We start from the raw sequence: 22818 nt of genomic DNA, 5'->3' as shown, positions 1-22818 counted from the left end.
CCACCGACCCTGGGGAACTCCGCCGTGGACTTCGGACTCGTCCTGCAGACCGACCCGCCGGCCGCGAAGGTCGTCGACCTGATGCGCCGCGCCGAACGCAACGGCTTCCGCTACGGCTGGACCTTCGACTCCGCCGTGCTGTGGCAGGAGCCGTTCGTGATCCACAGCCGGATCCTCGAACACACCGAGCGGCTGCACGTCGGCCCGATGGTCACCAACCCCGGCACCCGTAGCTGGGAGGTGACCGCCTCCACCTTCGCCACCCTGAACGACATGTACGGCAACCGCACCGTCTGCGGCATCGGCCGCGGCGACTCCGCGATGCGGGTGGCCGGCCGGCGGCCCAACACGCTGGCCCGGCTCGGCGCCGCCGTCGACGCCATCCGCGACCTCGCCGAGGGCCGCGAGGCCGTCGTCGACGGCAGCCCGATCCGCATCCCGTGGATCAAGAACGGCCGACTGCCGGTGTGGATGGCCGCCTACGGACCCAAGGCGCTCGCCCTGACCGGCCAGAAGGCCGACGGCTTCATCCTCCAACTCGCCGACCCCTACCTCACCGAATGGATGGTCAAGGCCGTCCGCCGCGCCGCCGAGGAGGCCGGCCGCGACCCCGCCTCGATCACCGTCTGCGTCGCCGCGCCCGCCTACGTCGGCGACGACCTCGACCACGCCCGCGAACAGTGCCGCTGGTTCGGCGGCATGGTCGGCAACCACGTCGCCGACCTGGTCGCCCGGTACGGCGAGCACTCGGACGCCGTCCCCGAGGAACTCACCGCCTACATCAAGAACCGGCACGGTTACGACTACAGCCACCACGGCCGGGCCGGAAACCCCTCCACCGACTTCGTCCCCGACGCCGTCGTGGACCGGTTCTGCCTGCTCGGCCCCGTCCAGGCGCACCTCGAAAAGCTCAACGCCCTGCGGGAGTTGGGCGTCGACCAGTTCGCGATCTACGCGATGCACGACGCCCGCGAAGCCGTCATCGACGCCTACGGGACGCACATCATCCCGGCGCTGACCCCGTGAACCGGCGGACCTTCCTCGCCCTCTCCGCGCTCTCCGGCGCCGCCGGGACGGCGGGCCTGGCCGCCGGCTGCGGATCGGACCCCGAGCACCACCTCGCACCCCCGCCGCTCGACCTGTCCACCCCGCTGCGGATCCCGCCGCTGCTGCACCCCGCCCCGGAGCCCGACGGCGTCCGCCGCTACGAACTCATCATGTTCGTCGGCCAGTCCGCCCTGCTGCCGGGCAAACCCACCACCACCTGGGGCTTCAACGGCTCCTACCTCGGCCCCACGCTGCGGGCGAGCCGCGGCGACAAGGTCGCGATGACCGTCCGCAACGCCCTGCCCGAGGCCAGCACCGTCCACTGGCACGGCATGCGGCTGCCCGCCGCGATGGACGGCGGACCGCACCAACTGATCCCCGCCGGCACCCGCTGGACCCCCACCTGGACCGTCGACCAGCCCGCCGCCACCACCTGGTACCACCCCCACCCGCACGGGGCCACCTCCCAGCACGTCTACCGCGGCCTGGCCGGCCTGTTCCTGATCGACGACGGCCAGGACGCCGAACTGCCCACCGTCTACGGCACCGACGACATCCCGCTGATCCTCCAGGACAAGAAGCTCACCGACCGCGGCCAACTCGACGGCGACCCGCTCAAGGGACCCTTCGGCATCCTCGGCGACCGCATCCTGGTCAACGGCACCTACAACCCGTGCTTCGCCGTCACCACCACCCGGGTGCGGCTGCGCCTGCTCAACGCCTCCAACGCCCGGATGTACCACCTGGCCTTCACCGACCGCCGCCGGTTCCACCTGATCGGCACGGACGGCGGACTGCTCACCGCTCCCGTCGAGACCGACACCCTCGACCTCACCCCCGGCGAACGCGCCGAGCTCCTGGTCGAGTTCGCCCCCGGCGACAACGTCGTGCTGCGCACCCTCGACCGCGGCCTCGACATCGCCATGGGCAACCTCGACCTGATCCGCTTCGTCGCCGCCGCCGACCTCCGGCCCGCACCCGAGCCGCCTGCCACCCTCCCCGGGCCCGCCCCGATCGTCCCGCCCGACGGCGCGAGAGTCCGTCACTTCACCCTCAGCGGGCGGGACGGCATCAACGGCCGGCCGATGGACATGAGCCGGATCGACGAGGTCGTCCCCGTCAACGCCGTCGAGATCTGGGAGATCGAGAACAGCACCGACACCTCCCACAACTTCCACATCCACGAAGTCGCCTTCCAGGTCCTCGACGCCGCCGGCCGCCCCACCGGCGGCCACAAGGACACCGTCTTCACCCCCGCCCGCACCACCGTCCGCCTGGCCGTCCGGTTCGGCCCCTTCGACGACCCCGTCGAGCCGTACATGTACCACTGCCACCTCCTACGCCACGAGGACGCCGGAATGATGGGCCAGTTCGTCACCGTCACCCCGGGGACGGAGCACGCAGTGCCACGCAGCTACGCGGGCGTCGGCCACGCGCACTGACCGCCGAGAGCGGGTGTCGGCGGCGGCTGCGAGCATGCCCGGATGGAACAGACGATCAGTTACCTGCGCGGGGACGCCACCGCGCCGCAGGGCAAGGGCGTGCGGATCGTCGCGCACGTCTGCAACGACCTCGGCGGCTGGGGCAAGGGCTTCGTGCTCGCGCTGTCCCGCCGCTGGCCCGAACCCGAGGCCGCGTACCGGCGCTGGCACCGCGAGCGGGCCGGCAACGACTTCGGGCTCGGCGCCGTCCAGCTGGTGCAGGTCGAGCCGTACCTGTGGGTGGCCAACATGGTCGGCCAACGCGGCATCAGGACCGGCCGCTCCACCGGCGTCCCGGTCCGCTACGAGGCCGTCGACACCGCCCTCGCCGCCCTCGGTGGCCACGCCCGCCGCCTCGGCGCCTCCGTCCACATGCCGCGGATCGGGTGCGGGCTGGCGGGCGGCCGCTGGGAGCGCATCGAGCCGCTGGTGACGGCCCGGCTCACCGCGCGCGGTACGCCCGTGACGGTCTACGACCAGTGACGCGTCATCAGTTCAACGTCTGCGATGGGGAGTTGACCGGACGTCGGCGGCCTGCCTAGATTGTCTTTGCTTGCAAACATAATCAGGAGCGGGGGAGAGGCTCGGCCATGGCCAACGAGTTCAACCAGCGAGTCATCGAGGAATTCCGGGCACGGGGCGGACACGTCGAGGGCTTCCCCGCGATCCTGCTGCTCACCACCGCCGGCCGACGCACCGGGCGGCCCCGCACCACGCCGCTCGCCTACCACCGGGACGGCAGCCGCTACCTGGTGTTCGGCTCCAACGCGGGCGCCGTCGACCACCCCCAGTGGTACCGCAACCTGATCGCGGCCGGCGGCGGCACCGTCGAACTCCCCGACGGCGAGGGCGGCGTGACCACCCTCTCGGTCCGGCCGGTCGAGCTCGACCCCGCCGAACGCGACCGCCAGTACGCCGAACAGGCCCGCCGCGTACCGTCGTTCGCCGACTACGCCGCCCGCACCGACCGCACCATCCCGGTCCTCGCGCTGCACCCGCTCGACCTGTCCGTCGACCCCGCGCTCGCCGCCCGGGTGGTCGGCCAACTCCAGCTCCACCACGAGGACCTGCGCCGCCAACTCGCCGACCTGCGCACCCGACTGGACCAGGCCGGTCCCGTCCCCGGACCCGACCTCGCCGCCCAACTGCGGGAGCACTGCCTGCAGTTCTGCTACGGCCTCGGCCTGCACCACACCCGCGAGGACGGCGCGTTCACCGCCTTCGAGCGGCAGTACCCCCAGCTGATCCCTGCCCTCGCCCGGCTGCGCGCCGAACACCGCACCGTCGCCGAAGCGCTCACCCGCTTCGAGGACCGCCTCGCCGCACCCGACACCGACCCCGCCGAGCTGCGCGCCGAACTCGACCGGCTCACCGACGGGCTGGAAGCCCACTTCGCCTACGAGGAGACCCACCTGCTCCCGCCGTCCGCCCCGCACCCGCCGCGCTGACCGGCCCGTCCGGTACGGTGAGGTCCGGCGGCCAGGAATCGGACAGCGCGGAGGAGACCGGATGGCCCACGCGGAGTCCGAGCACGAGCCGGACGGCGGCCTCACCGCACCGGACGCCGTCCGGGCCATGCTGCTGCTGATGCCCCGGGTCGCGGCCCGGGTCAAGCGGATCGCCGTCCCCGACGCACTGGCCGGCTTCCAACTCGCGCCCCGGCACCTGTCGTTGCTCTCCTACCTGGTCTACGACGGCCCGATGCCGGTCGGCACGCTGGCCGCCCGCCTCGAAGTCGCCCCCACCACCGTCAGCCTGATGGTCGGCGACCTCACCCGTCAGGGCGTCCTGGAACGCCGCCCCGACCCCGAGGACCGCCGCCGCACCATCGTCTCCCTCACCTCCGACCCCGCCACCCGCACCGCCGTCGAGCACTGGCTCGCCAACGGCGCGGCCGCCTGGCAGGCCGCGTTCGCCCCGCTCACCCCGACCGAACGGGCGGTGTTCGTCCGGACGATGACCGCCTACGAGCAGGGCGCGAGCGGAGCCTGAGGCCCCGCCGCCGGCGGCGGCCACGGGCCGGCCAACAGGCGGCCGGCCTCGGAGACGATCGCGCGGGCCAGGTCGGTCCGGTCGAGCGCGTCCGGGGAGAGCCGTTCCGGGGAGAGATCGACCAGCGGACGCAGCGACTCCGGGCGGTCCAGGAGGGCCCAGCCGCCGTGGGCGACCACGCCCGCGCCGGTCGGGGCGCGCAGCCCGCCGTCCACGATCAGGCGCAGCCACCAGCGGACGAGTTCCCAGCGGGCCCGCTCGTACGGCAGGCCGGTGTCGTCGGCGGGCAGGGAGTCGGCGAGGCCGAGCTCCGCCAGCACCTGTTCGAAGAGGCCCACCGCGGACCCGTGGTCCGTGAGCCCGGCCAGCAGCGGCAGCGAGGGTGCGTCGACGCCGAGCGCGTCCGCCACCGGACCCGCGACGATCAGCTGCTCGTCGTCCACCTGACGGCCCACCAGCCGCTCCAGCGCCAGCATCCGCAGGTACTCCACCGCCTCGGCCGCGGTGGTCGCCGTCGGATCGTGCGGAGTGGTGAACGCGCCCTCCGGATCGACCGCCACGAAGTACCACCAGAACGGGACGGTGAACACGGGCCGCGCGTCGCGGCGGCCGGGAGTGCCGGTGACCGTGATCCGCAGCCAGTCGACCAGGTCGTGGCCGTACTCGACGATGTCGGTCTGATGCGCCGACAGCACCGGGTGCCCCGGCCCGAACGGCGCCGGCGGCAGGTAGCGGTGGCCGCGCAGCGGCGCCAGGCCGGACAGGCCCTGACTGCGGCACGGACGCCAGCGCGGCCCGGGCGACCCGCTCCCGTTCCGTCACGTCCTTGGGCCGCGCCCCCCAGCTCGGGTACCAGAACCCGTTCCGACGCACGTCGAACAGCACGCCCTCGACCGGCCGGGCGAGCCACTCGCGCAGCCGCTCGGGATCGCCGTACCGCCAGTCCGGCCAGTTGGGCCCGGTCGGCAGGCCCGCGGCCAGGAACGCCCGGTGGTCGGCTGCGAAACGGAAGCCGAACCGGGCTTCCACCGCGTCCAGTTCGCGCTCCGTCAGCCCCGCCGCGACGTCCCGCAGCCGACGCTGCCACACCCGGGCCGCCTCGATGCTCGGCGGTGCCACCGCGGACCCCTCTCCTCGATCACCCCACCGTACCCACCCCGACCAGTGGTTTATCCCGGTCGGGGCGGGCACGGGCGGACGGTCTAGTCGTGCACGCGGCCCTGCAGGGTCTTCGACAACTCGGCGACGCAGGCGGCGAGCTGGGTGGTCGTCAACTGGTTCGGATCGCCGCCGCAGCCGGACGCGGGCTGACCGGTCGGTTGACCGGTGGGCTGACCGGTCGGTTGGCCGGACGGCTGGGGTTGCGGCTGGCCGCCCGGCGGTGTGATCGGGCTGGTCAGGGAGACCAGGTTGGGGGTGACCGTCGCGTCGCCGGACAGGTCGATGTAGTCCTGGGTCTGACCGTTGAAGTCGACGAAGCCGCGCCACATGTCACGGCCGAACGGGACGAGCTCCTGGAGGGCGCCGCCCTGGCCGGCGCTGATGGCGATGGAGGTCTGCTGGGCCATGTAGGAGACCATCCGGCTGGCCAGCACGTCCAGGTTCACCGCGGGGGCGTCGTCGCTGCGCACGTACACGTGCAGGTCGTTGAGGCCGCCGCCGGCCCGGTCGGCCTGCAGCACGGCGAACGCCACCACCAGTTGGGAGGAGCTCTCCCGGGGGACCAGCGGCGTCACGTAGTACAGGTGGCCGTCGGCCTTCGAACGGAGCAGGAACTCACCGGGGTTGGTCGCGTTGGTGGCCGCCGAGGTGTGCGCGAAACCGAAGCCCTGGTCGTCCTTCGCGCCGCGGCCGCCCAGCCACTGCACCTCGTGGATCTGCGAACGCACCACCGAGGCCGGGTACACCGCCCCGGGCAGCTCACCCGGGTCGACCTGGGCCCGGTACGTCACGTCCGGCTTCCCGTTCGGCGAACCGCGCAGCACCAGCACCCCGGCCGGGGCCAGTACGGTGCGCTGCTTCCAGGCGGTCTGCCGGGCCACCGAGATCACCACCACGGGCTGCGCGGTGCGCGGGTCGGGGCCGTCGCAGTAGCCCCAGATGTCCTGCTCGCTGTAGACCAGGCCGGGGAAGCGCTCGGCCAGCAGGTTGCGCAGGCTGACCGCGCCCGTCCCGCCGAACGCCCGGTCGAACGCGTGGTCGCCGCGGAACGCGCAACTGGCCACCGAGTTCGACCGGCCGTCCCAGACCGCGACGCCCTCCATCGGCTGCTCGCCGGAGCCGTCCAGCACCGCCGTCCACGCGCCGCCACCCGCCGTGCCCGGCAGGTAGTGCAGGCTGTGCCCCATCAGGTGGATGCCCGAGGACAGGCCCGCGCTGTCGGTGAGGGCCTTGGTCGCCGCTGCGTACGAGGCGGTGCGCGCCTCGAAGTCGAAGTCCGGCATCGACGCGGTCTTCACGCAGGCCGGCACGTCCGATGTGCCCACCAGGTCGCACCGGGCGCCGTCACCGGGGCGACTGTGCTCCGTCACCGGCAGCACCGAACGCGGCGCGCCCGCGCCGCCCGCCGGCACGTCCAGGATCGTCGCCGCCGCGTAGAACCGCCCCGCGTCCTTGTCGTCGTCCCACATGCCCGTCCCGGCGCGCACCAGCGAACCGGCCAGCGCCAGCACCACCACCGAGACGGCGACCCGCGCCCGCCATCCGCCGAAGCCCACCCCCGTCTCGTCCACGGCGTACACCACCGCCCAGACCGTGCCGCACAACCCCACCGCGACCCAGAACCAGAACAACGGCGCGGCATCCACCAACCCGCCGTGCGGCAGGAACTCCCGCCTCAACCACAGCCGGTAGCTCTGATCCTGCGGCCCGAACCCCCCGAACACTGCATGCTTCACCACCCACACCAGTCCGGCGAGCAGCGGCATCCACAGCCACCACACCGCCAGCCCGAACACCCAACCCCGAACCCGACGTCCCATCGCCAGCCCCCTCCTCCGTGCCCCGGACCTTCCCCGCTCCGCCGACCGGCCAAGCCTGCCACGGGCCCCCGACACCGGAGCTCGTCGAGCTTGAAGGGAACCGCTGGTGACTGCCCGTCAGAACATGGGTGGGTGAACTCCCCGTCGATATGCGCCGGGGGCCAGCCCGTGCGTGCGCTTGAACGCGTTGGCGAAGGCGAATTCGGAGGTGTAGCCCACCTGGGCGGCGACGGTTCGCAGGGGTGCTTCTGTCGCCCGGAGCAGGCGGGCCGCCGTGGTCATTCGCCACCAGGTCAGGTAGCCGAGGGGCGGTTGGCCGATCATCGAGGTGAAGCGTCTGGCGAACGCCGCCCGGGAGAGGCCCGCTGCGGCGGCGAGTTTCGCCACGGTCCAGGGGGCTGCCGGGTCGCGGTGGACGGCGTGGAGGGCGGCGGTGACCGCCGGGTCGTTGAGTGCGGCGGCCCAGCCGGTGGTGCTTCCGTGGGCGGGCTGTTCGGCGAGCCAGATGCGCAGGACGTACAGCAGAAGGGTGTCCAGCAGCGCGGGGACGACGGCGGTGGAGCCCGGGCGCGGGGTGCCCACCTCGGAGGCCAGGAGCCGTACTGCGGCGTGCAGTTCGGGGTGACGGCTCGGGTCTGCGGGCAGGTGGATCAGGTCGGGCAGGGTGAGCAGCAGGGGATGGGCCCGGGACGGGTCGAGCCGGTAGGCGCCGCAGAGCACCACGGTGGCCGGACCGCCCCGGCCGAGCCGGTCGACACTGTCGGTGGTGTAGGGCCCGGGAAGCCCGGGGTCGTCAGGGGTGCAGGCCGGGGCGGTGGCCGCTGTCGACGGGTCGTCGGCCAAGGTGTGCCCGGTGCCGTGCGGCAGGAACAGCACATCGCCCGCGCCCAGTTCGACCGGCGCCGCATGCGGCGACACCAGCCAACAACGGCCCTCCAGGATCGCCTGGAAGCCCGCCGAACCCGGCACGGACGCGAACTGCTGCCGCCACGGGGCATGCCACCGCACGTACGCCGACCGGGGCCGCCCGGTCCGCGCCACCGTGATCACCTCGCTGAGCAGATCCACGGAGAGAGCGTAGGCGTCGAGACGAACGCGTATGAACAGGGCACCCTGGCGCATGGATCGTCTCGGCGGACGGCCCGTAGGTTCGCGGCATGAAGATGAAGTCCGCGCGAATCCACGCGTTCGGCGACGCGTCCGTGATCAGCCACGACGAGGTGCCGCGGCCTCGACCCGGCTCCGGCGAGGTGCTCGTCCGGGTCGCGGCGACGTCGTTCAACCCCACCGAGGCCGCGCTGCGCGCCGGGCTGTTGCAGGCGTTCCTGCCCGTGGAGCTGCCCTACACGCTGGGCTGGGACGTCGCCGGGACGGTTGCCGAGATCGGCCCGGGGACCAAGGGGTTCGCCGTCGGCGACCGGGTCGTCGGGCGGTTGGACGGTGCGGGCGCGGCCGCCGAATACGTGCGGGCGCCGGGTTCGCTGCTGGTCCCGGCGCCGGCGTCCGTGCCGCTCGCACACGCGGCGGCCCTTCCCGTGGCCGGACTGACGGCCTGGCAGGCGGTGTTCGAGCACGGAAAGGTGACGGCCGGCCAGCGGCTGCTGGTCAACGGCGCGGGCGGAGGGGTCGGCGGCTTCGTCACACAGCTCGCCAAGCGCGCCGGAGCCGAGGTGATCGCCACGGCCGGCGCCCGCAGCGACCGGGCAGTGCGACGACAAGGGGCGGACCGGGTGATCGACTACACCGCCGGCCCGGTCGCCGCCGCGCTCGACGGTCCGGTGGACACCCTGCTCAACCTCGTTCCGCTGAGCCCGCACGATGCCGCCGCTCTGGCGCCGACGGTCCGGCCGGGCGGACGGATCGTCTCGATCGCCACCCCCGTCGAACCGCCCGCCGACGCCGGGGTGACGGCGATGCACATGGTCGCCCGCAACGACGTGGGGCAGCTGGCAGCGCTCGTGAAGCTCGTCGACGCGGGCGAAGTCACCCTCGACATCAGCGCCTCGTATCCGCTGGCCGAGCTTGCGGACGTCCACCGCCTCAGCGAAGCCGGGCGTATTCGGGGCAAGGTCGTTGTCGTCGTCCCGTAGCGCCGAGGTTTCCTTTTTGATGCCGTATCACTTCCTCGCGGAGACTGCCGAGTTGGCCGACCGGAGCGTTCTCCGAATCACCCCGGAACCCAGTCGTTGGGTACGATCGATCTGAATTACCTATGAGCAGTCGGATGTGCTCCTACAAACACTGGAGGCTCCATGCCAAAGGGCTACTGGGTCAGTGTCTACCGCACCATCAACGACCCCGAGAAGCTGGCTGCCTACAACAAGCTGGCCGGTTCGGCCGTCCGGGCCGGGGGCGGGCGGGTCCTCGCCCGTGACGGTCTGGTCGTCGCATACGACGCCGGAATCGCCGAGCGCACCATCCTGATCGAGTTCGACAGCTTCGAACAGGCCGTCGCGGCCCGTGAGAGCGAGGCCTACCAAGAAGCGCTGGCCGTGCTCTCCGACGCCGTCGAGCGCGACTTCCGCATCATCGAAGGCCTCGACTGACAGCCGGCGACCTGCCCCGCATCCGACTCCGACGAACACCGCGACGGAGAAGAACCACCACACCGCCGGGCAGGCGTGCGACCGGAGTTGAGTGACCGGGGGCTTCCCGGACCAGCTGCCGAGGGGCGGCGGCGCGGCTGTGCCGCAGCGGCAACCTCACGTGAGGCTGGACGACTGCCCTGTCTCTCGTGGGGTTGCCGGTAGAGGGGGCCGTGACCGGCATCGATGCAAGGACAGATGAGACGAGACCGCAGCGGATTCTCAGTCGGATCCACCCACAGGCCGACTGTTGACCATGATCGCGGGTTCACTGCAAACGTAGCTGCTTCGACCAGTCGCCCCGAACACGATAAGCACGGCCATCACCGACCTGCTTCGTTCCACGGGCGACAACGTCCCGATGGTACGGATACTCCTCCGTCACTGCCGCCAGCAGGAACTCCAGGAATCCACCCTCGAACAGGTCCCACTCCCGCATCGAGTGGAACTGGGCAGCGACCGGTCACCGGTCCGGGTCCGGCCCCCGCATCAACCAGAAGAAATGGTCGGCGCACCCGTTGTTACCCCAGTTCAGAAGCCCGCCCTCGGCCGGGAACATCGGATACGGGCACTCGTCGTAGTCCTCGTCCAGGTAGGCCTGGGCCAGGGAGCCCACGTAGCCGTAGGGATCCGTCGTGCCGTAGAGGAATCCCTCGAAGCCGAGCGGCTGCGCGATGTCGGGGCCGGGCGCTGCCGATGGCGTGTAGATGTGCAGCTCGCCTCTGATGCTGACACTCCCGTACCGGTCGACGAACGCCCGGTAGTCCGCAGGCAGTTGGAAACCCATCGCTTCGGGCCCGAGCTCCCACGGCACCGGGACCACGCCGCCCGCAGGCGGTGGCCCGATCACCGTGCCGAGCCGGTCCAGCATCTCCTCGATGTCCACGTCCGCTCCCGTCAGCCGCCTGGTCTCGCCAAAAACTATCCGTGTCCGGTGACATCGGAGGCGATGAGGCCCAGAGAGAACGACAACCGCAGGTGGGACGAGACAGGCAACAGCCGGGCGGAAATTAAATCGCTTGGCGGCGTCGGAGGGTGGTTGCTAACGTACGGGTCACCGTGACAGGACGCGAGGAGGTGAACACCCATGAGAGTTGGACCAAGGTGGGTGCTCCCCCTTTTCCTCACGGTGTGCGGCTGATCGAGTCGCTGTCGGGAGCGCCCTGCTGTGCAGGTACTTCCGAGAGGTGACAGCCATGAATACTGTGATGATCAACCGGGTCGACGAGGCCGAGTGGCAGGCGGTGGCGGACGAGCAGATCGTCGGCCACGGCGATGTCTCGTACCGGCCCGACGGCCGACTCTTCGTCAGCATCGACGTCTGGCAGGACGAGGCGTTCGACCCGCTCGCCGAGGCGATGCTGGGGGAGCTGCCGACTGCCGTGCTGCACACCCTGGTCGGCGGCGAGGATGCCGAACTGACGGCCCGTTGGGAGCGTGCCGGGTTCGCCGTGGAGCGGCGTGAGTGGGAGTACCTCCTGCCCACCCGTGCGGCGGTTGCCGGTCCGGTGCCGGAGGGGGTGACGATCCTGCCTGCCGGGACGGCCGACGAGGGGCTGCTGCGCGAGCTCGACCGGACGGTGCGGGCTCAGGTCGAGGTGGCGGTCGGCTGGCACACCATGCCCGCCGAGCTCCGGCCCCACCCTGCGGGGGACACGCTGATCGATCCCTCGCTGTATGCCGTCGCCGTGGTGGACGGGCAGTACGGCGGGCTGATCCGGGTGGTGTCGCGGGGCAACCGCGCCCGGATCGGGCTGCTCGCCGTGCGCGCCGAATGCCGACGGCGGGGTGCCGGGCAGGCCCTGCTCGGGCATACGCTGGCCGTCCTGGACGAGGCCGGCATCGGCACCGCGTGGACCGAGATCGACCAGGCCAACACCGCCGCCACCGCCCTGTTCGAGCGCTTCGGCGCCCGGCGCACGGGCCATCTCGCCGAACTGGTGCGCCGCCCGCACTGACCTCGGCGCCGACCACCCCACTTCGCTTCACCGACTCGAGAGACGAGAAACCTTGCCGCGTATCGCCAAAGGCCTGGAAATCGAGGGCACCGTACTGGAGTGCCTGCGCAACGCCACCTTCAAGGTGGAGCTGCAGAACGGCCACCAGGTGCTTGCCCACATCAGTGGGAAGATCCGCAAGAACTACATCAAGATCCTCCCGTTCGACCGCGTCCTGGTCGAGGTCAGCCCGTACGACCTGACTCGCGGCCGGATCCTGTTCCGCTACCGCAACTGATCCGGCGAAAGGGCCGACGGCCGCCGTCGGTGTGCGAAGGCGCACATCGCGGCGGCGGCCGTTGCCCCCGCGCCCGGCGGAGTGACAGAGTGCCGGGCATGGAAGAGTCGCAGGTCAGGACGGGGACGCGGGGCACGCGCCCGGAGACGGTGTTCGACTGGGTGGACGCGGCGGCCGCCGACCGGGAGGCCGCCGGGCTGACCAGGCGGCTGCGCAGCCGCACCGCCGAGGACGACGTGCTCGACCTGGCGTCCAACGACTACCTGGGCCTGACCAGGCACCCGGCCGTCACGGGAGCCGCCGCCGCGGCCGCGCAGCGCTGGGGCGGCGGCTCCACCGGCTCCCGCCTGGTCACCGGCACCACCGAGGCGCACACCGAACTGGAGCGGGAGCTCGCCGAGTTCTGCGGCTACGAGGCGGCCCTGGTGTTCTCCTCGGGCTACACCGCCAACCTCGCCGTGCTCACCGCGCTCGCCGGGCCGGACACCCTGATCGTCTCCGACGCCCACAACCACGCCTCGCTGATCGACGGCTGCCGCCTCGCCAAGGGCCAGGTCGCCCGGGCCGCGCACTGCGACCCGCGGTCCGTCCGGGCGGCGCTCGCCGACCGGACGCAGCCGCGCGCCCTGGTGGTCACCGACTCGGTGTTCTCGGTCGACGGCAACGCCGCACCGCTCGCCCAGCACCTGGCCGCCGCCCGCGAGTTCGGGGCCGCCCTGGTCCTCGACGATGCACACGGCCTGGGCGTGCTCGGCCCCGGCGGCGCGGGCGCCGGAGCCGCCGCGGGAATCGCCGGACAGCCCGACGTGGTCGCCACCGCGACGCTCTCCAAGTCGCTCGGCTCGCAGGGCGGCGTGGTGCTCGGCCCCGAGCGGGTGATCCGCCACCTGATCTCCGCCGCCCGCACCTTCATCTTCGACACCGGCCTCAACCCGGCCGCCGTCGGCGCCGCGCTCGGCGCGCTGCGCCTCCTGCGCGCCGAGCCCGGCCGGGCCGCCGACGCGCTCCGGGTGGCCCGCGAACTCTCCACCCGGCTCGGCGAGTTCGGCCTCGACACCACCGCACCCGACGGCGCGGTGGTGTCGGTGCGGGCCGACGACCCGGAGCACGCGGTGCGCTGGGCCGCCGCCTGCCGCGACGAAGGGCTCGCGGTCGGCTGCTTCCGGCCCCCGTCCGTCCCCGACGGCGTGCCCCGGCTGCGGCTGACCGCCCGCGCCGACCTGACCGACGATCAGATCGCTTTCGCGGTCGGTGTGGTGGTCAAGACCCGGTAGCGGGTCGAGCGGTTCGATCGGCTCAGCCGAAGACAACCTGGTCGACCGTCCAGAACGCCGAGTTGGTGCCGGTGTAGCGGAACTGGAAGCGCGCCGTGGACGCGCCCGCCGGCACCGTGACCGACAGGTGCTCGACGGTGTTCAGGTCGGCCCGGTAGGACTTCACCAGCTGCGGGGCTCCGTTGTCGAACACTACGTACACGTCGCCGGTCTGCGGGCCGTCGATCTTGTAGTCGGTGGCGAAGGACAGCGTGCCGCGGCGCAGGCCGGCCACCGGGTAGGCGGGGGAGATCAGCGTCGAGTCGAACTGGCCGGCGCCGTGCGCCTTGTCGTCCCACTCGTCGGAGTCGGCGACCGCGAAGACGTTGCGGGCCCGGACGTTGGTCTCCCGGCTCTGGGCGAGCTGCGCGGCCGTCCAGAACTCGTCGGTGGCGAACGCCCAGCCGCGCCACTCGGTGACGCCGCCGGACGGCATCCGTGAGTTGTCGATCGACCAGCCGGCCGGCGGGGTGTGGGTGAAGCCCTTGACGGTGGAGCCGATGCCGGTCTCGTCCACCCGGGTCTGCAGGCTGGGGCGCAGCGCGTCGAACGCGTCCGGGACGATCTCGTCCACGGGGGTGCCGTCCAGGCCCCAGGCCGGGTCGATGGCCACGCCCTCGTGCTTGAGCACGGTCGGCGCGATGTCCACCGGCTTGACGTCGTAGCGGCGGGCGCCGGCCTGGTAGCCCTGGCCGTTGAGCACCATCCAGGTCTGGCGCTCGTTGGCGGAGTTGCCGCCGTGGCCGCCCGCGTCGGTGTGGCCGTGGTCGGTGGTGACGACCACCAGCCAGTCCTCCGAGGCGTACGTGGGGCGGGACTTGAGGCCGGTCAGCACCTGGCCGACCAGCCCGTCGACGGTGTGCAGCGCCGACATGTACTGGGTGCTCGCGCCGCCGTAGCTGTGGCCGGCCTCGTCCACCTCGTCGAAGTGCAGGAACACCGAGTCCGGGTTGCCGTGGGCGAGGAAGTCGGCGGCGTCGGAGGCGGTCTTCGGGTCGTTCTCGCTCTCCGGGATCCGCAGGTCGGCCTTGCCGTTGAAGGACGTTCGCGGTGATGGGGTTCCAGGAACCGATCACCAGCGTGGAGTTGCCCGGGTCCGCGGTCTCCAGCCGGCTCGCGTAGTCCGGGTACAGGTCGAAGCGCGCGCCCGTGAACGCGTTGTCCAGCGCCTTGTGCTTGTCCGGCCAGACACCGGTCGCGATCGTCGACCAGCCCGGGCCGGAGAGGGTGGGCGCCAGCGGGTTCGCGTACAGGTTGGAGGTCGCGGTGGTGCCCGAGGCCATCAGCACCTTCAGGTTCGGCGCATCGGCGGTCACCAGCTTGTCGTACCGGGTGCCGTCGATGCCGATCACCAGCGTCTTGGCCTGCTTGGTGCCGTTCGGCAGACCGTTGTAGGAGGTGGGGGCGGCCGACGCGGCGGTGCCGGCGATCGGCAGCAGGGCGGCCGCGACGGCGATCGAAAGAGCAGGAGCAGTACGGGAGTTGCGCACGAGGTCTCCCAACGGGGAAGCGGCGGGGTGCGGTTGCACCGGCAGACCGAGGATGGGGTGGCGGGGCGAGCGTGACCCCCCTCCGAGTCCACGATTGTATGAACAAGTGTCAAAATTCAGTCCAGACCAGTTATTTGTTCGTTATGGTTCGTGGGCTGTTGAACAGCTCAGGCCTTAGGCTGGACGGGTGAACCACGGCACCCACGGCACGCCCCTCGCCCCCGCCAGGTACGGCGTCCCCGAGCACGGGCGGGTGCCGAAGTACTACCTGGTCAAGGCCCAGATGGAGGAGCTGCTGGACGCGTTGGGCCCGGGCGGCCGGCTCCCCACCGAGGCGGCGCTGGCCGAGCGGTACGGCGTCGCCCGGGCCACCCTCCGGCAGGCGCTGCGCGACCTGCTGCTGGAGGGCCGGCTGCGGCGTCAGGGGCGGGGCACCGTGGTGGCCGGCGCCAAGATCGAGCAGCCGCTGTCGCTCGCCAGTTACACCGAGGGCGTCACCCGCCAGGGCCTGCGCCCCGGCCGCACGCTGATCGCCCTCGACCGGCAGAGCGCCGAACCGGCGCTCGCCGAACGCCTGGCCGTCGCCCCGGGGGAGATGCTCTGGCACCTGGAGCGCGTCCTGCGCGCCGACGAGGAGCGCGTCGGCCTGGAATCCACCTACCTGCCGGTCGCCCGAGTCCCCGACCTGGACCGGGAGTTCGACCCCGCCGGCTCGCTGTACGCGCACCTGCACGCCCGCGGCATCCGGCTGGCCGGCGCGGAGGAGCGGATCGAGACCGTGCTCGCCACTCCGCGCGAAGCCCTGCTGATCGGCACCCCGCCCGCTCTGCCGATGCTGCTGCTGCACCGCCGCAGCCGCGACGACGCCGGTCGGCCGCTGGAGCTCGTCCGCACGCTCTACCGCGGCGACCGCTTCAGCTTCACGCTCGACCTGGCCGCGCCGACCACGGTCTGACGGATGTCGCTCCGGCCCGGCCGCACCCGCCCGAACTGATGGTGCGTCAACTCCGCGACGAGTCTTGACCGTGTCCGGCCGGCGCTCTAGCTTCCAGGAACGGTAAGGAAGACTTCCTAACGGTTGGGAGCTGCTGATGGTCATGCCCAGGAGACCGGCCCGACGCACCGCCCTCGGCGCGCTGCTCGCCGCCGCGCTCACCGCCGCCCCGCTGGCTCTCGGCGCCGGCCCCGCGCAGGCCGCCGCCACCGGCCTGATCCGCGTCGACCAGGCCGGGTTCCTGCCCGGCGAGACCAAACAGGCCTATCTGATGACCAGCGCCGCGGTCTCCTCCGCGAGCTGGAGCGTGCTCGACTCCACCGGCGCCACCGTCAGGACGGGCGCCGTCGGCGCCACCAGCCTCGGCTCGTGGAACAGCGCGTACCCGGCCGTCTACCCGATCACCCTGGCCGGTCTGACCGCGCCCGGCACCTACCGCCTGGTGGTCGCCGGCGGCGTCAGCGCCACCTCGCCGACCTTCAAGGTCGCCGACCCGGCCGCGCTGTACGGCAAGTTCGTCGCCGACGGCGTCACCTTCTTCCAGACCCAGCGCGACGGCAGCGACACCGTCTCCGGCCCGCTCGGCCGCAAACCCGCCCACCTGAACGACGCCACCGCGAACGTCTACGCCGTGCCCTCGTTCCAGAGCGGCGGCTCCGACGTCATCACCAACAGCGACCTGTCGAGGATCGCCGGGCCGGTGAACGTCAGCGGCGGCTGGTCCGACGCCGGCGACTACCTGAAGTTCACCCACACCACCGCCTACGCCGACGCCGTCCTGCTCGCCGCCCAGCGCGCCCTGGGCAGCGCCGCGCCCGCCGCTCTCGGTGCGGAGGCGCAGTTCGGCGCGGCCTGGCTGAACCGGATGTGGGACCAGTCGAGCAAGACCCTGTACCTCCAGGTCGGCATCGGCTCCGGCAACGCGAGCGGCAGCTTCGTCGGCGACCACGACCTGTGGCGACTGCCCGAGAGGGACGACGGCGACACCGCCTCCGCCGACCGGTACGCCGCCGCCCACCGCCCGGTGTTCCGGGCCAACACGCCGGGCGGGCAGGTGAGCCCCAACCTGGCCGGGCGGGTCTCCGCCGCGTTCGCGCTCGCCGCGCAGGTGAACGCCGCCGCCGACCCCGCGCAGGCGCAGGCCTACTACCAGGCCGCCGCCTCGCTGTACGCGCTGGCCAACACCTCGGCCCCGCCGAACCCGCTCACCACCGCCGTCCCCAACGACTACTACCCCGAGTCCACCTGGCGCGACGACATGGAGTTCGGCGGCGCGGAACTCGCCCTCGCCGCCCAACAGTTGGGCCGGAACGCCACCCCGTACCTGACGGCCGCCGCCACCTGGGCCAAGGGCTACCTGGCCAACGACAAGGGCGACACCTTCAACCTGTACGACACCAGCGCGCTCGCCCACGCCGACCTGATCCGGGCCATCGCCGCCGCCGGCAACCCCGGCGGACTGGCCGTCACCGCCGCCGACCTGGTCGCCGACCTCAAGCGGCAGACCAAGGTCGGCGCCGACCGCGCCGCCGCCGACATCTTCCACGCCGGCGGCACCTACACCGACTTCGACGCCGACTCGCACAGCTTCGGCCTGCTCGCCACCGAGGCGCTCTACAAGCAGGCCAGCGGCGACACCTCGTTCGACAACTACGCCACCCAGCAGCGCAACTGGCTGTTCGGCGCGAACCCGTGGGGCACCAGTTTCATGGTCGGCGAAGGCACCACCTTCCCGCACTGCATCCAGCACCAGGTCGCCAACATCAACGGCTCCACCGACGGGACGGGCGCCATCCCGATCGGCGCCGTGGTCAACGGACCCAACGCCGCCGGCATCTTCAGCGGCGGGCTGGGCAGCTACCAGACCGGCATGAAGGCCTGCCCGCCCGCCGGCGCCGACCCGTACAGCGCCTTCACCGGACACAGCAGCCGGTACGTGGACGACGTGCGCTCCTGGCAGACCTCCGAGCCGGCCATCGACATGACCGGCTCGGCGATCATCGGCGCCGCCCTCCAGCAGGCGGTCAACGGGCCGACCAGCCCGCCCGCCGACGACTTCTCACTGACCGTCGGCCCCGCGGCCGGCAGCACCGCCCCGGGCGGCGCCGCCACCGCGACGCTCACCACCGCCGTCGCCTCGGGCGCCGCCCAGCAGATCGCGCTGACCGCCGCCGGCGCACCCGCCGGCGTCACCGTCGCGTTCGCACCGAGCACCGTCACCGCCAGCGGCAGCGCCACCCTCACCGCCACCGTCGCCGCGGGCACCGCCGCCGGCAGCTACCCGATCACCGTCACCGGCACCGCCCCGGGCGGCAGCCACAGCGCCACCTACACGCTCACCGTCGTTGCCCCGGGCGGCAGTTGCACTGCGGCCCAGCTGCTCGGCAACCCCGGCTTCGAGGACGCCTCCGCCGCGCCGTGGACCCAGACCTCCACTCTCGGCTTCCAGCCGATCACCGCCGCCACCGGCGCCGAACCCGCGCACAGCGGCAGCAGGATCGCCTGGTTGAACGGCAACTCCACGGCCGGCACCGACACCGTCGCCCAGAGCGTCGCCCTGCCCGCCGGCTGCGCCGCCACCCTCTCCTACTGGCTGCACGTCGACTCCACGGAGAATACGACCACCGCCACGCCCGACACCCTGAAGGTCCAACTCCTGGACGCCGGCGGCACGGTGCTCACCACCCTCGCCACCCATTCCAACCTCGACAAGGGCGCCGGCTTCACCCGCCGCACCGCCGATCTGTCCGCCTGGGCCGGACGCACTGTCACCCTGAAGTTCACCGGCACCGAGACCGCCGCCAACGGCGGCACCACCGACTTCGTGGTGGACGACACCGCCGTCGACGTCGCCACCTCCAACACCGCACCCTCCGGCGGAAGTTACGAGGCCGAGGCGGCGGCCAACGCGCTGACCGGACGGGCCGCCGTCGTGGCCTGCGCGGCCTGTTCCGGCGGCAGCCGGGTCGGGTACCTCGGCACCGTCACCGCCGGAACGGGCACGCTCGTCTTCCACGGCGTCACCGTCGCCACCGCCGGGACGTACCAGGTGCAGATCGCCTACACCAACGGCTCGGCCGGCGCCCGGACCGCCGAACTGTCTGTCAACAGCGGGCCGGTGCAGAGCGTGGCATTCGCCCCGACCGGGGCCTTCACCACGCCCGGCACCGTCACGGTGGCGCTCGCGCTGGCGGCCGGCAGCAACACCCTCACGGTCGCCAACCCCTCCGGGGCCGCGCCCGACCTGGATCGGCTGGTGGTGCCCGGCACCCCCGGCTGACGACGTCCACGACCGTCCCGGCCGACCGGCGGGTCAGGCCGGGATGGTGTAACTGTCGCCGTACACCTTCCAGTTCAGCGGGGGTCGCAGGTCGAGGTTGCCGGCCTGGAGGAAGACTCGCTGCTCGGTGTCGATCCTGGACGTGTTGCGGTTCGGGTTGCCGGCCAGCATGTAGGCCTTGCGGGCGTCCAGGAAGGCGTTCAGGTAGGTGGTCTCGTTGCCGCCCTTGACCGGCGTCGTCGCCTTGGCCAGTGCGGCCGTGCGGATGGTGGCGAAGCCGCGCGGGCCGTGCACCACGATCGCGTCGTAGTACGCGAACTGGCCGAGCGCGTGCAGCCCGTCCGCCTTGGCCTGCGTCACCGCCGGGGTGAAGTACTGGCGGTCGCGCTCCTCGTTCTGGGCCTGCTGGAGCAGCGGGTCCGCGGCGGCCCGCTGCCAGTCGCCGACGAACGTCGGGTCGAGGCCCTGGTGCGAGGCGCTGCCGTCGAGCATGGCCAGCGCTGGCAGGTACTTGGCCAGGATGTTGCCCGGCTTCAGCTGGGTGTAGCGGGTGATCACGTCGGCCAGGTCGCCGGTGCCGGAGCAGAAGCCGATGATTCCGGCGGTGTAGCCGTGGCCGTCGCCGATGTCCTCGATGTACGGGTACTGGGAGCGCCAGTCCAGGGTGGAGTTCTCGGCGCTGGAGACCAGTTGCTGCGCGTACTCCTTCCACTTCGGGTCGGTGAGGTCCGGCCGCGGGGCGGTGGTGGTAGTGGCGGCGGGGGCGGCCGAGGCGGTGCTGCGCGTCGAGGTCGGGGTCGAGGTCGGGGTCGGGCTCGGGCTCGGGGTCGGCGAGGATTTGGCCGCGATGCGCGACGCGCCGGCGGCGGTGTCCGCCGGGGAGGTGCCGGTGCCGGGTTCCGTGCCGGTCGGGCCCGCCGGGAGCGTGGCGGCGGTCGGTGCGGACGGCGACGGGGAGGAGGTCGGCGAACTCGTCGCTGCGCCGGGGAAGTCGGACACGGCGACGGATATCGGCGGTGGAGCCGCGGCCCCGTGCCGCCGGGTGGCGGCGCCGCCCTGGGGGCTTGCGGCGGTGAGGCCCGCGGTCACTGCCGCGGCCACCCCCACCGCCAGCGCCACCTGGACGGGGCGCGGCCGTCTGCCGCTGCTGCTTGCTCCGCTCTGCATGGATTCGGCTCCGCTTTCTGTCGGGTACCGCCCCGCCCGGGGGAGCGGGGCGACGGCCGGCCGGACCGGCGGCCACCGCATGCTCGGAGCTTCCACTCGCCGGTACGGGGCGTCCGGATCCGGACCGGGCCCTGACGCTACCTCAGAAACGGAACCGCGTCCTCCCGAACGGCCCATGCCGCGCCCCGCGTGTTCGGACCGCCCGGGTGGGGCCCGGCGGTGCGGAGCCTCGACGGGCAAAGTAGCGGCGCGCGCCCGGATCGCCGCCGTCGCCGCCCTGCGGCGGCAGCCCACCCTGGCCCGCCCCTACCGGGTGTGACTCCACCCCCTGCCGTCCGCCGTAGCCGCCGGCGGTCCACGGCTGCGCGGTCCGGGCCGACCCCGGCATCCGGAGTTCGTGGCGGCTCAGCAGGTGCCGGTCTCCCCGGCGAACCCTGACGGGCCGCCGGGTGCCCCACGGCCCCAGGTCCGGTCGAAGGGCGGGGCAAACGGAGGGACCGGAGCGGCAAAGCGGGTGCCAACGGGGCGTCAGGGGTAGCCCTGCTGCGGGGCAAGGATCACCCTTGTCCGGCCCTTGTGGGGTTGGCGAGGGCATGTCGCAAGGGTCTCCGGTGGATCTAGCGTCCTGCCGCCGAGCCGAAACCGGCCGGGACACCACACCCCATCGGTGTCACCGGCCGTCCCCCATCAACCCCGGCTCGGTGGGAGGAATACCCGATGAACCGCAAGACCGCCTTGGCGGCAGCTGTTGCGGCCGCCCTCACCCTGGGCACCGCCGCGATGGCCACCTCGCAGAGCGTCGCGCAGGCCAGCGCCACCACGCAGCCCGGCGCCGGGTTCCAGGCGATGAGCACCACGGGCCGGCTGGCGGCCCTCGACCAGGCCGGCAAGGAGGCCGCCGCGACGGCGAAGGCGCTGGGCCTCGGCCCGGACGAGCGCCTGGTGGCCAAGGACGTGCTGGTCGACAACGACGGCGCGCGGCACGTCCGTTACGACCGCACCTACCGCGGCCTGCCGGTGGTCGGCGGCGACCTGGTCGTCCACCGCGCCGCGAACGGGAAGATCACGGCCACCAGCTGGGCGCACGACGGCGCGCTGAAGGTCGCCGGGGTGACGCCCAAGCTGACCGCCGGCGACGCCTCCGCGAGCGCCGAGCGCGGCGCCAAGCACGTCAAGCAGGCCCGCACCACCAACCTGGACAGCAGCCAGCTGGTGGTCTGGGCGTTCGGCAAGGTCCCGGTGCTGGCGTACCGCACCACCGTCACCGGCGCGGGCGAGGCCGGCGCGAACACCCGCGAGGCCGTGCTGGTCGACGCGGCCAGCGGCGCCGTCCTCGACACCTACGAAGTCAACCCGGAGATCTCCGGCACCGGCAACGGCGTCAACGTCGGCCAGGTCACCCTGGAGACCAGCCAGGGCGGCAGCGGCTACACGCTGACCGACGCGCTGCACGGCTCCACGGTGGTCTACGACTCGTACAACAGCCCGCAGTCCAACCCCGCGCAGAACGCCCGGACCTTCAGCAAGTCCACCAACTCCTGGGGCAACGGCTCCACTTCGAGCCGCGAGAGCGCCGCCGTGGACGCCTCCTACGGCCTCGCCAAGACCTGGGACTTCTACAAGAACACCTTCAACCGCAGCGGCATCCGCAACGACGGCCGCGGCGCGCCGGCGTACGTGCACGTGGACAACCAGCTGCTGAACGCGTTCTACGACGACAGCTGCTTCTGCATGTCCTTCGGCGACGGCTCCTCGCAGAACAACAACACGCCGCTGCCCGCGCTCGACGTCTCCGGCCACGAGATGAGCCACGGCGTCACCGCCGCCACCGCCAACCTGAACTACTCCGGCGAGTCCGGCGGCCTGAACGAGGCCACCTCCGACATCTTCGGCAGCATGGTCGAGTTCTACGCCAACAACAGCACCGACGCCGGTGACTACTACATCGGCGAGAAGCTCAACATGGGCAACGGCTACCTGCGCCGGATGGACAACCCGGCCGCCGACGGCAACTCGCTGTCCTGCTACAGCAGCCGGGCCGGCCAGGTGGACGTGCACTACTCCTCCGGCATCGCCAACCACTTCTTCTACCTGACCGCCGAAGGCACCGGCGCCAAGACCATCGGTGGCCTGCCGCACAACGGCACGCCCTGCAACGGCGACAGCTTCGGCGGCATCGGCAAGGACAAGGCCGCGGCGATCTGGTACCGCGCGCTGACCACCTACATGACCTCCACCACCAACTACTCCTCG

General features: G+C 72.4%; 19 protein-coding genes and 1 pseudogene. 13 read left to right on the top strand and 7 right to left on the bottom strand.

The genetic code is table 11. The features are described 5' to 3' along the window. The first annotated feature begins 24 nt into the window (after positions 1 to 24). From IEZ12_RS26020 to IEZ12_RS26000, 5 genes are all read left to right on the top strand, one after another. Positions 25 to 1026, top strand: coding sequence for a TIGR03842 family LLM class F420-dependent oxidoreductase (locus IEZ12_RS26020; protein ID WP_189275216.1), 1002 nt, complete (start codon positions 25 to 27; stop codon positions 1024 to 1026). After that, complete coding sequence (locus tag IEZ12_RS26015; RefSeq protein WP_189275214.1) at positions 1023 to 2489, top strand: multicopper oxidase family protein; 1467 nt, start codon at positions 1023 to 1025, stop codon at positions 2487 to 2489. Before IEZ12_RS26020 ends, IEZ12_RS26015 begins: the two co-directional genes overlap by 4 nt. 42 nt (positions 2490 to 2531) lie before the next feature. Beyond that, a complete protein-coding gene (locus IEZ12_RS26010) occupies positions 2532 to 3011 on the top strand; it encodes a macro domain-containing protein (RefSeq protein WP_189275212.1) in 480 nt (159 codons plus the stop codon). A 107-nt stretch (positions 3012 to 3118) separates the two neighbouring features. Further along, positions 3119 to 3976 (top strand): nitroreductase/quinone reductase family protein, encoded by an 858-nt coding sequence (locus IEZ12_RS26005; RefSeq protein WP_189275210.1) that lies wholly within the window; start codon positions 3119 to 3121, stop codon positions 3974 to 3976. Between the two features lie 61 nt (positions 3977 to 4037). Next, entirely contained in the window at positions 4038 to 4520 is a 483-nt protein-coding gene (locus tag IEZ12_RS26000) for a MarR family transcriptional regulator (RefSeq protein ID WP_043911919.1), read from the top strand. Here the strand turns inward: IEZ12_RS26000 and IEZ12_RS39135 are convergent. The 3 genes from IEZ12_RS39135 to IEZ12_RS25985 all read right to left on the bottom strand — a co-directional run bounded on the left by IEZ12_RS39135 (position 4493) and on the right by IEZ12_RS25985 (position 8569). Beyond that, positions 4493 to 5215 carry a hypothetical protein gene (locus tag IEZ12_RS39135; RefSeq protein WP_229848030.1) on the bottom strand — a complete coding sequence of 241 codons (723 nt, stop codon included), beginning with the start codon at positions 5213 to 5215 and terminating at the stop codon, positions 4493 to 4495. The genes IEZ12_RS26000 and IEZ12_RS39135 overlap by 28 nt on opposite strands. 507 nt (positions 5216 to 5722) lie before the next feature. Then, positions 5723 to 7501 carry a hypothetical protein gene (locus IEZ12_RS25990; RefSeq protein ID WP_189275208.1) on the bottom strand — a complete coding sequence of 593 codons (1779 nt, stop codon included), beginning with the start codon at positions 7499 to 7501 and terminating at the stop codon, positions 5723 to 5725. 117 nt (positions 7502 to 7618) lie between these two features. Continuing rightward, on the bottom strand, positions 7619 to 8569 hold the full coding sequence (locus tag IEZ12_RS25985) for an AraC family transcriptional regulator (RefSeq protein ID WP_189275206.1): 951 nt from the start codon (positions 8567 to 8569) through the stop codon (positions 7619 to 7621). An 89-nt stretch (positions 8570 to 8658) separates the two neighbouring features. Here IEZ12_RS25985 and IEZ12_RS25980 point away from each other — a divergent pair, with 89 nt between their 5' ends. Further along, entirely contained in the window at positions 8659 to 9591 is a 933-nt protein-coding gene (locus IEZ12_RS25980) for an NADP-dependent oxidoreductase (protein WP_189275204.1), read from the top strand. Positions 9592 to 9753: 162 nt separating this feature from the next. After that, positions 9754 to 10047 carry a DUF1330 domain-containing protein gene (locus IEZ12_RS25975; RefSeq protein ID WP_189275203.1) on the top strand — a complete coding sequence of 98 codons (294 nt, stop codon included), beginning with the start codon at positions 9754 to 9756 and terminating at the stop codon, positions 10045 to 10047. A 502-nt stretch (positions 10048 to 10549) separates the two neighbouring features. On the opposite strand, the gene IEZ12_RS25970 is transcribed toward IEZ12_RS25975, so the two are convergent. After that, positions 10550 to 10972, bottom strand: a complete 423-nt coding sequence (locus IEZ12_RS25970; RefSeq protein ID WP_189275201.1) for an SMI1/KNR4 family protein — start codon at positions 10970 to 10972, stop codon at positions 10550 to 10552. A 310-nt stretch (positions 10973 to 11282) separates the two neighbouring features. On the opposite strand from IEZ12_RS25970, the gene IEZ12_RS25965 reads away from it, so the two are divergent. From IEZ12_RS25965 to IEZ12_RS25955, 3 genes are all read left to right on the top strand, one after another. Continuing rightward, complete coding sequence (locus tag IEZ12_RS25965; protein WP_189275199.1) at positions 11283 to 12044, top strand: GNAT family N-acetyltransferase; 762 nt, start codon at positions 11283 to 11285, stop codon at positions 12042 to 12044. A 52-nt stretch (positions 12045 to 12096) separates the two neighbouring features. Beyond that, positions 12097 to 12321, top strand: a complete 225-nt coding sequence (gene infA, locus IEZ12_RS25960) for a translation initiation factor IF-1 (protein ID WP_043911924.1) — start codon at positions 12097 to 12099, stop codon at positions 12319 to 12321. Between the two features lie 98 nt (positions 12322 to 12419). Beyond that, a complete protein-coding gene (locus tag IEZ12_RS25955) occupies positions 12420 to 13595 on the top strand; it encodes an 8-amino-7-oxononanoate synthase (RefSeq protein WP_189275197.1) in 1176 nt (391 codons plus the stop codon). A 22-nt stretch (positions 13596 to 13617) separates the two neighbouring features. On the opposite strand, the gene IEZ12_RS39130 is transcribed toward IEZ12_RS25955, so the two are convergent. Next, entirely contained in the window at positions 13618 to 14574 is a 957-nt protein-coding gene (locus IEZ12_RS39130; RefSeq protein ID WP_229848028.1) for an alkaline phosphatase family protein, read from the bottom strand. A 259-nt stretch (positions 14575 to 14833) separates the two neighbouring features. After that, a pseudogene (locus IEZ12_RS39125) lies at positions 14834 to 14950 on the bottom strand (hypothetical protein); the annotation flags it as partial. A gap of 361 nt (positions 14951 to 15311) precedes the next feature. On the opposite strand from IEZ12_RS39125, the gene IEZ12_RS25945 reads away from it, so the two are divergent. Together IEZ12_RS25945 and IEZ12_RS25940 are read left to right on the top strand one after the other, a co-directional pair. Beyond that, on the top strand, positions 15312 to 16079 hold the full coding sequence (locus IEZ12_RS25945; RefSeq protein WP_189275195.1) for a GntR family transcriptional regulator: 768 nt from the start codon (positions 15312 to 15314) through the stop codon (positions 16077 to 16079). Between the two features lie 142 nt (positions 16080 to 16221). Then, positions 16222 to 19398 (top strand): glycoside hydrolase family 9 protein, encoded by a 3177-nt coding sequence (locus tag IEZ12_RS25940; RefSeq protein ID WP_189275193.1) that lies wholly within the window; start codon positions 16222 to 16224, stop codon positions 19396 to 19398. A 33-nt stretch (positions 19399 to 19431) separates the two neighbouring features. On the opposite strand, the gene IEZ12_RS25935 is transcribed toward IEZ12_RS25940, so the two are convergent. Further along, the gene (locus IEZ12_RS25935) at positions 19432 to 20247 is read right to left on the bottom strand and encodes a chitosanase (protein WP_229848047.1); all 816 of its coding nucleotides are present in this window, start codon (positions 20245 to 20247) and stop codon (positions 19432 to 19434) included. 1035 nt (positions 20248 to 21282) lie between these two features. Here IEZ12_RS25935 and IEZ12_RS25930 point away from each other — a divergent pair. Continuing rightward, positions 21283 to 22818 (top strand): M4 family metallopeptidase (locus IEZ12_RS25930; protein ID WP_229848013.1); only part of this gene is annotated, 1536 nt, incomplete at its 3' end.

This window comes from Kitasatospora griseola (assembly GCF_014648555.1).
Lineage (GTDB): Bacteria > Actinomycetota > Actinomycetes > Streptomycetales > Streptomycetaceae > Kitasatospora > Kitasatospora griseola.
This window is presented reverse-complemented; position numbering and strand designations above follow the sequence as displayed.

Coding starts and splice junctions, on each gene's coding strand:
- IEZ12_RS26005 (WP_189275210.1), top strand. CDS start 3,119: ATGGCCAACGAGTTCAACCAGCGAGTCATCGAGGAATTCCGGGCACGG.
- IEZ12_RS25955 (WP_189275197.1), top strand. CDS start 12,420: ATGGAAGAGTCGCAGGTCAGGACGGGGACGCGGGGCACGCGCCCGGAG.
- IEZ12_RS25975 (WP_189275203.1), top strand. CDS start 9,754: ATGCCAAAGGGCTACTGGGTCAGTGTCTACCGCACCATCAACGACCCC.
- IEZ12_RS26010 (WP_189275212.1), top strand. CDS start 2,532: ATGGAACAGACGATCAGTTACCTGCGCGGGGACGCCACCGCGCCGCAG.
- IEZ12_RS25965 (WP_189275199.1), top strand. CDS start 11,283: ATGAATACTGTGATGATCAACCGGGTCGACGAGGCCGAGTGGCAGGCG.
- IEZ12_RS25940 (WP_189275193.1), top strand. CDS start 16,222: ATGCCCAGGAGACCGGCCCGACGCACCGCCCTCGGCGCGCTGCTCGCC.
- IEZ12_RS25980 (WP_189275204.1), top strand. CDS start 8,659: ATGAAGATGAAGTCCGCGCGAATCCACGCGTTCGGCGACGCGTCCGTG.
- IEZ12_RS25990 (WP_189275208.1), bottom strand. CDS start 7,501: ATGGGACGTCGGGTTCGGGGTTGGGTGTTCGGGCTGGCGGTGTGGTGG.
- IEZ12_RS26000 (WP_043911919.1), top strand. CDS start 4,038: ATGGCCCACGCGGAGTCCGAGCACGAGCCGGACGGCGGCCTCACCGCA.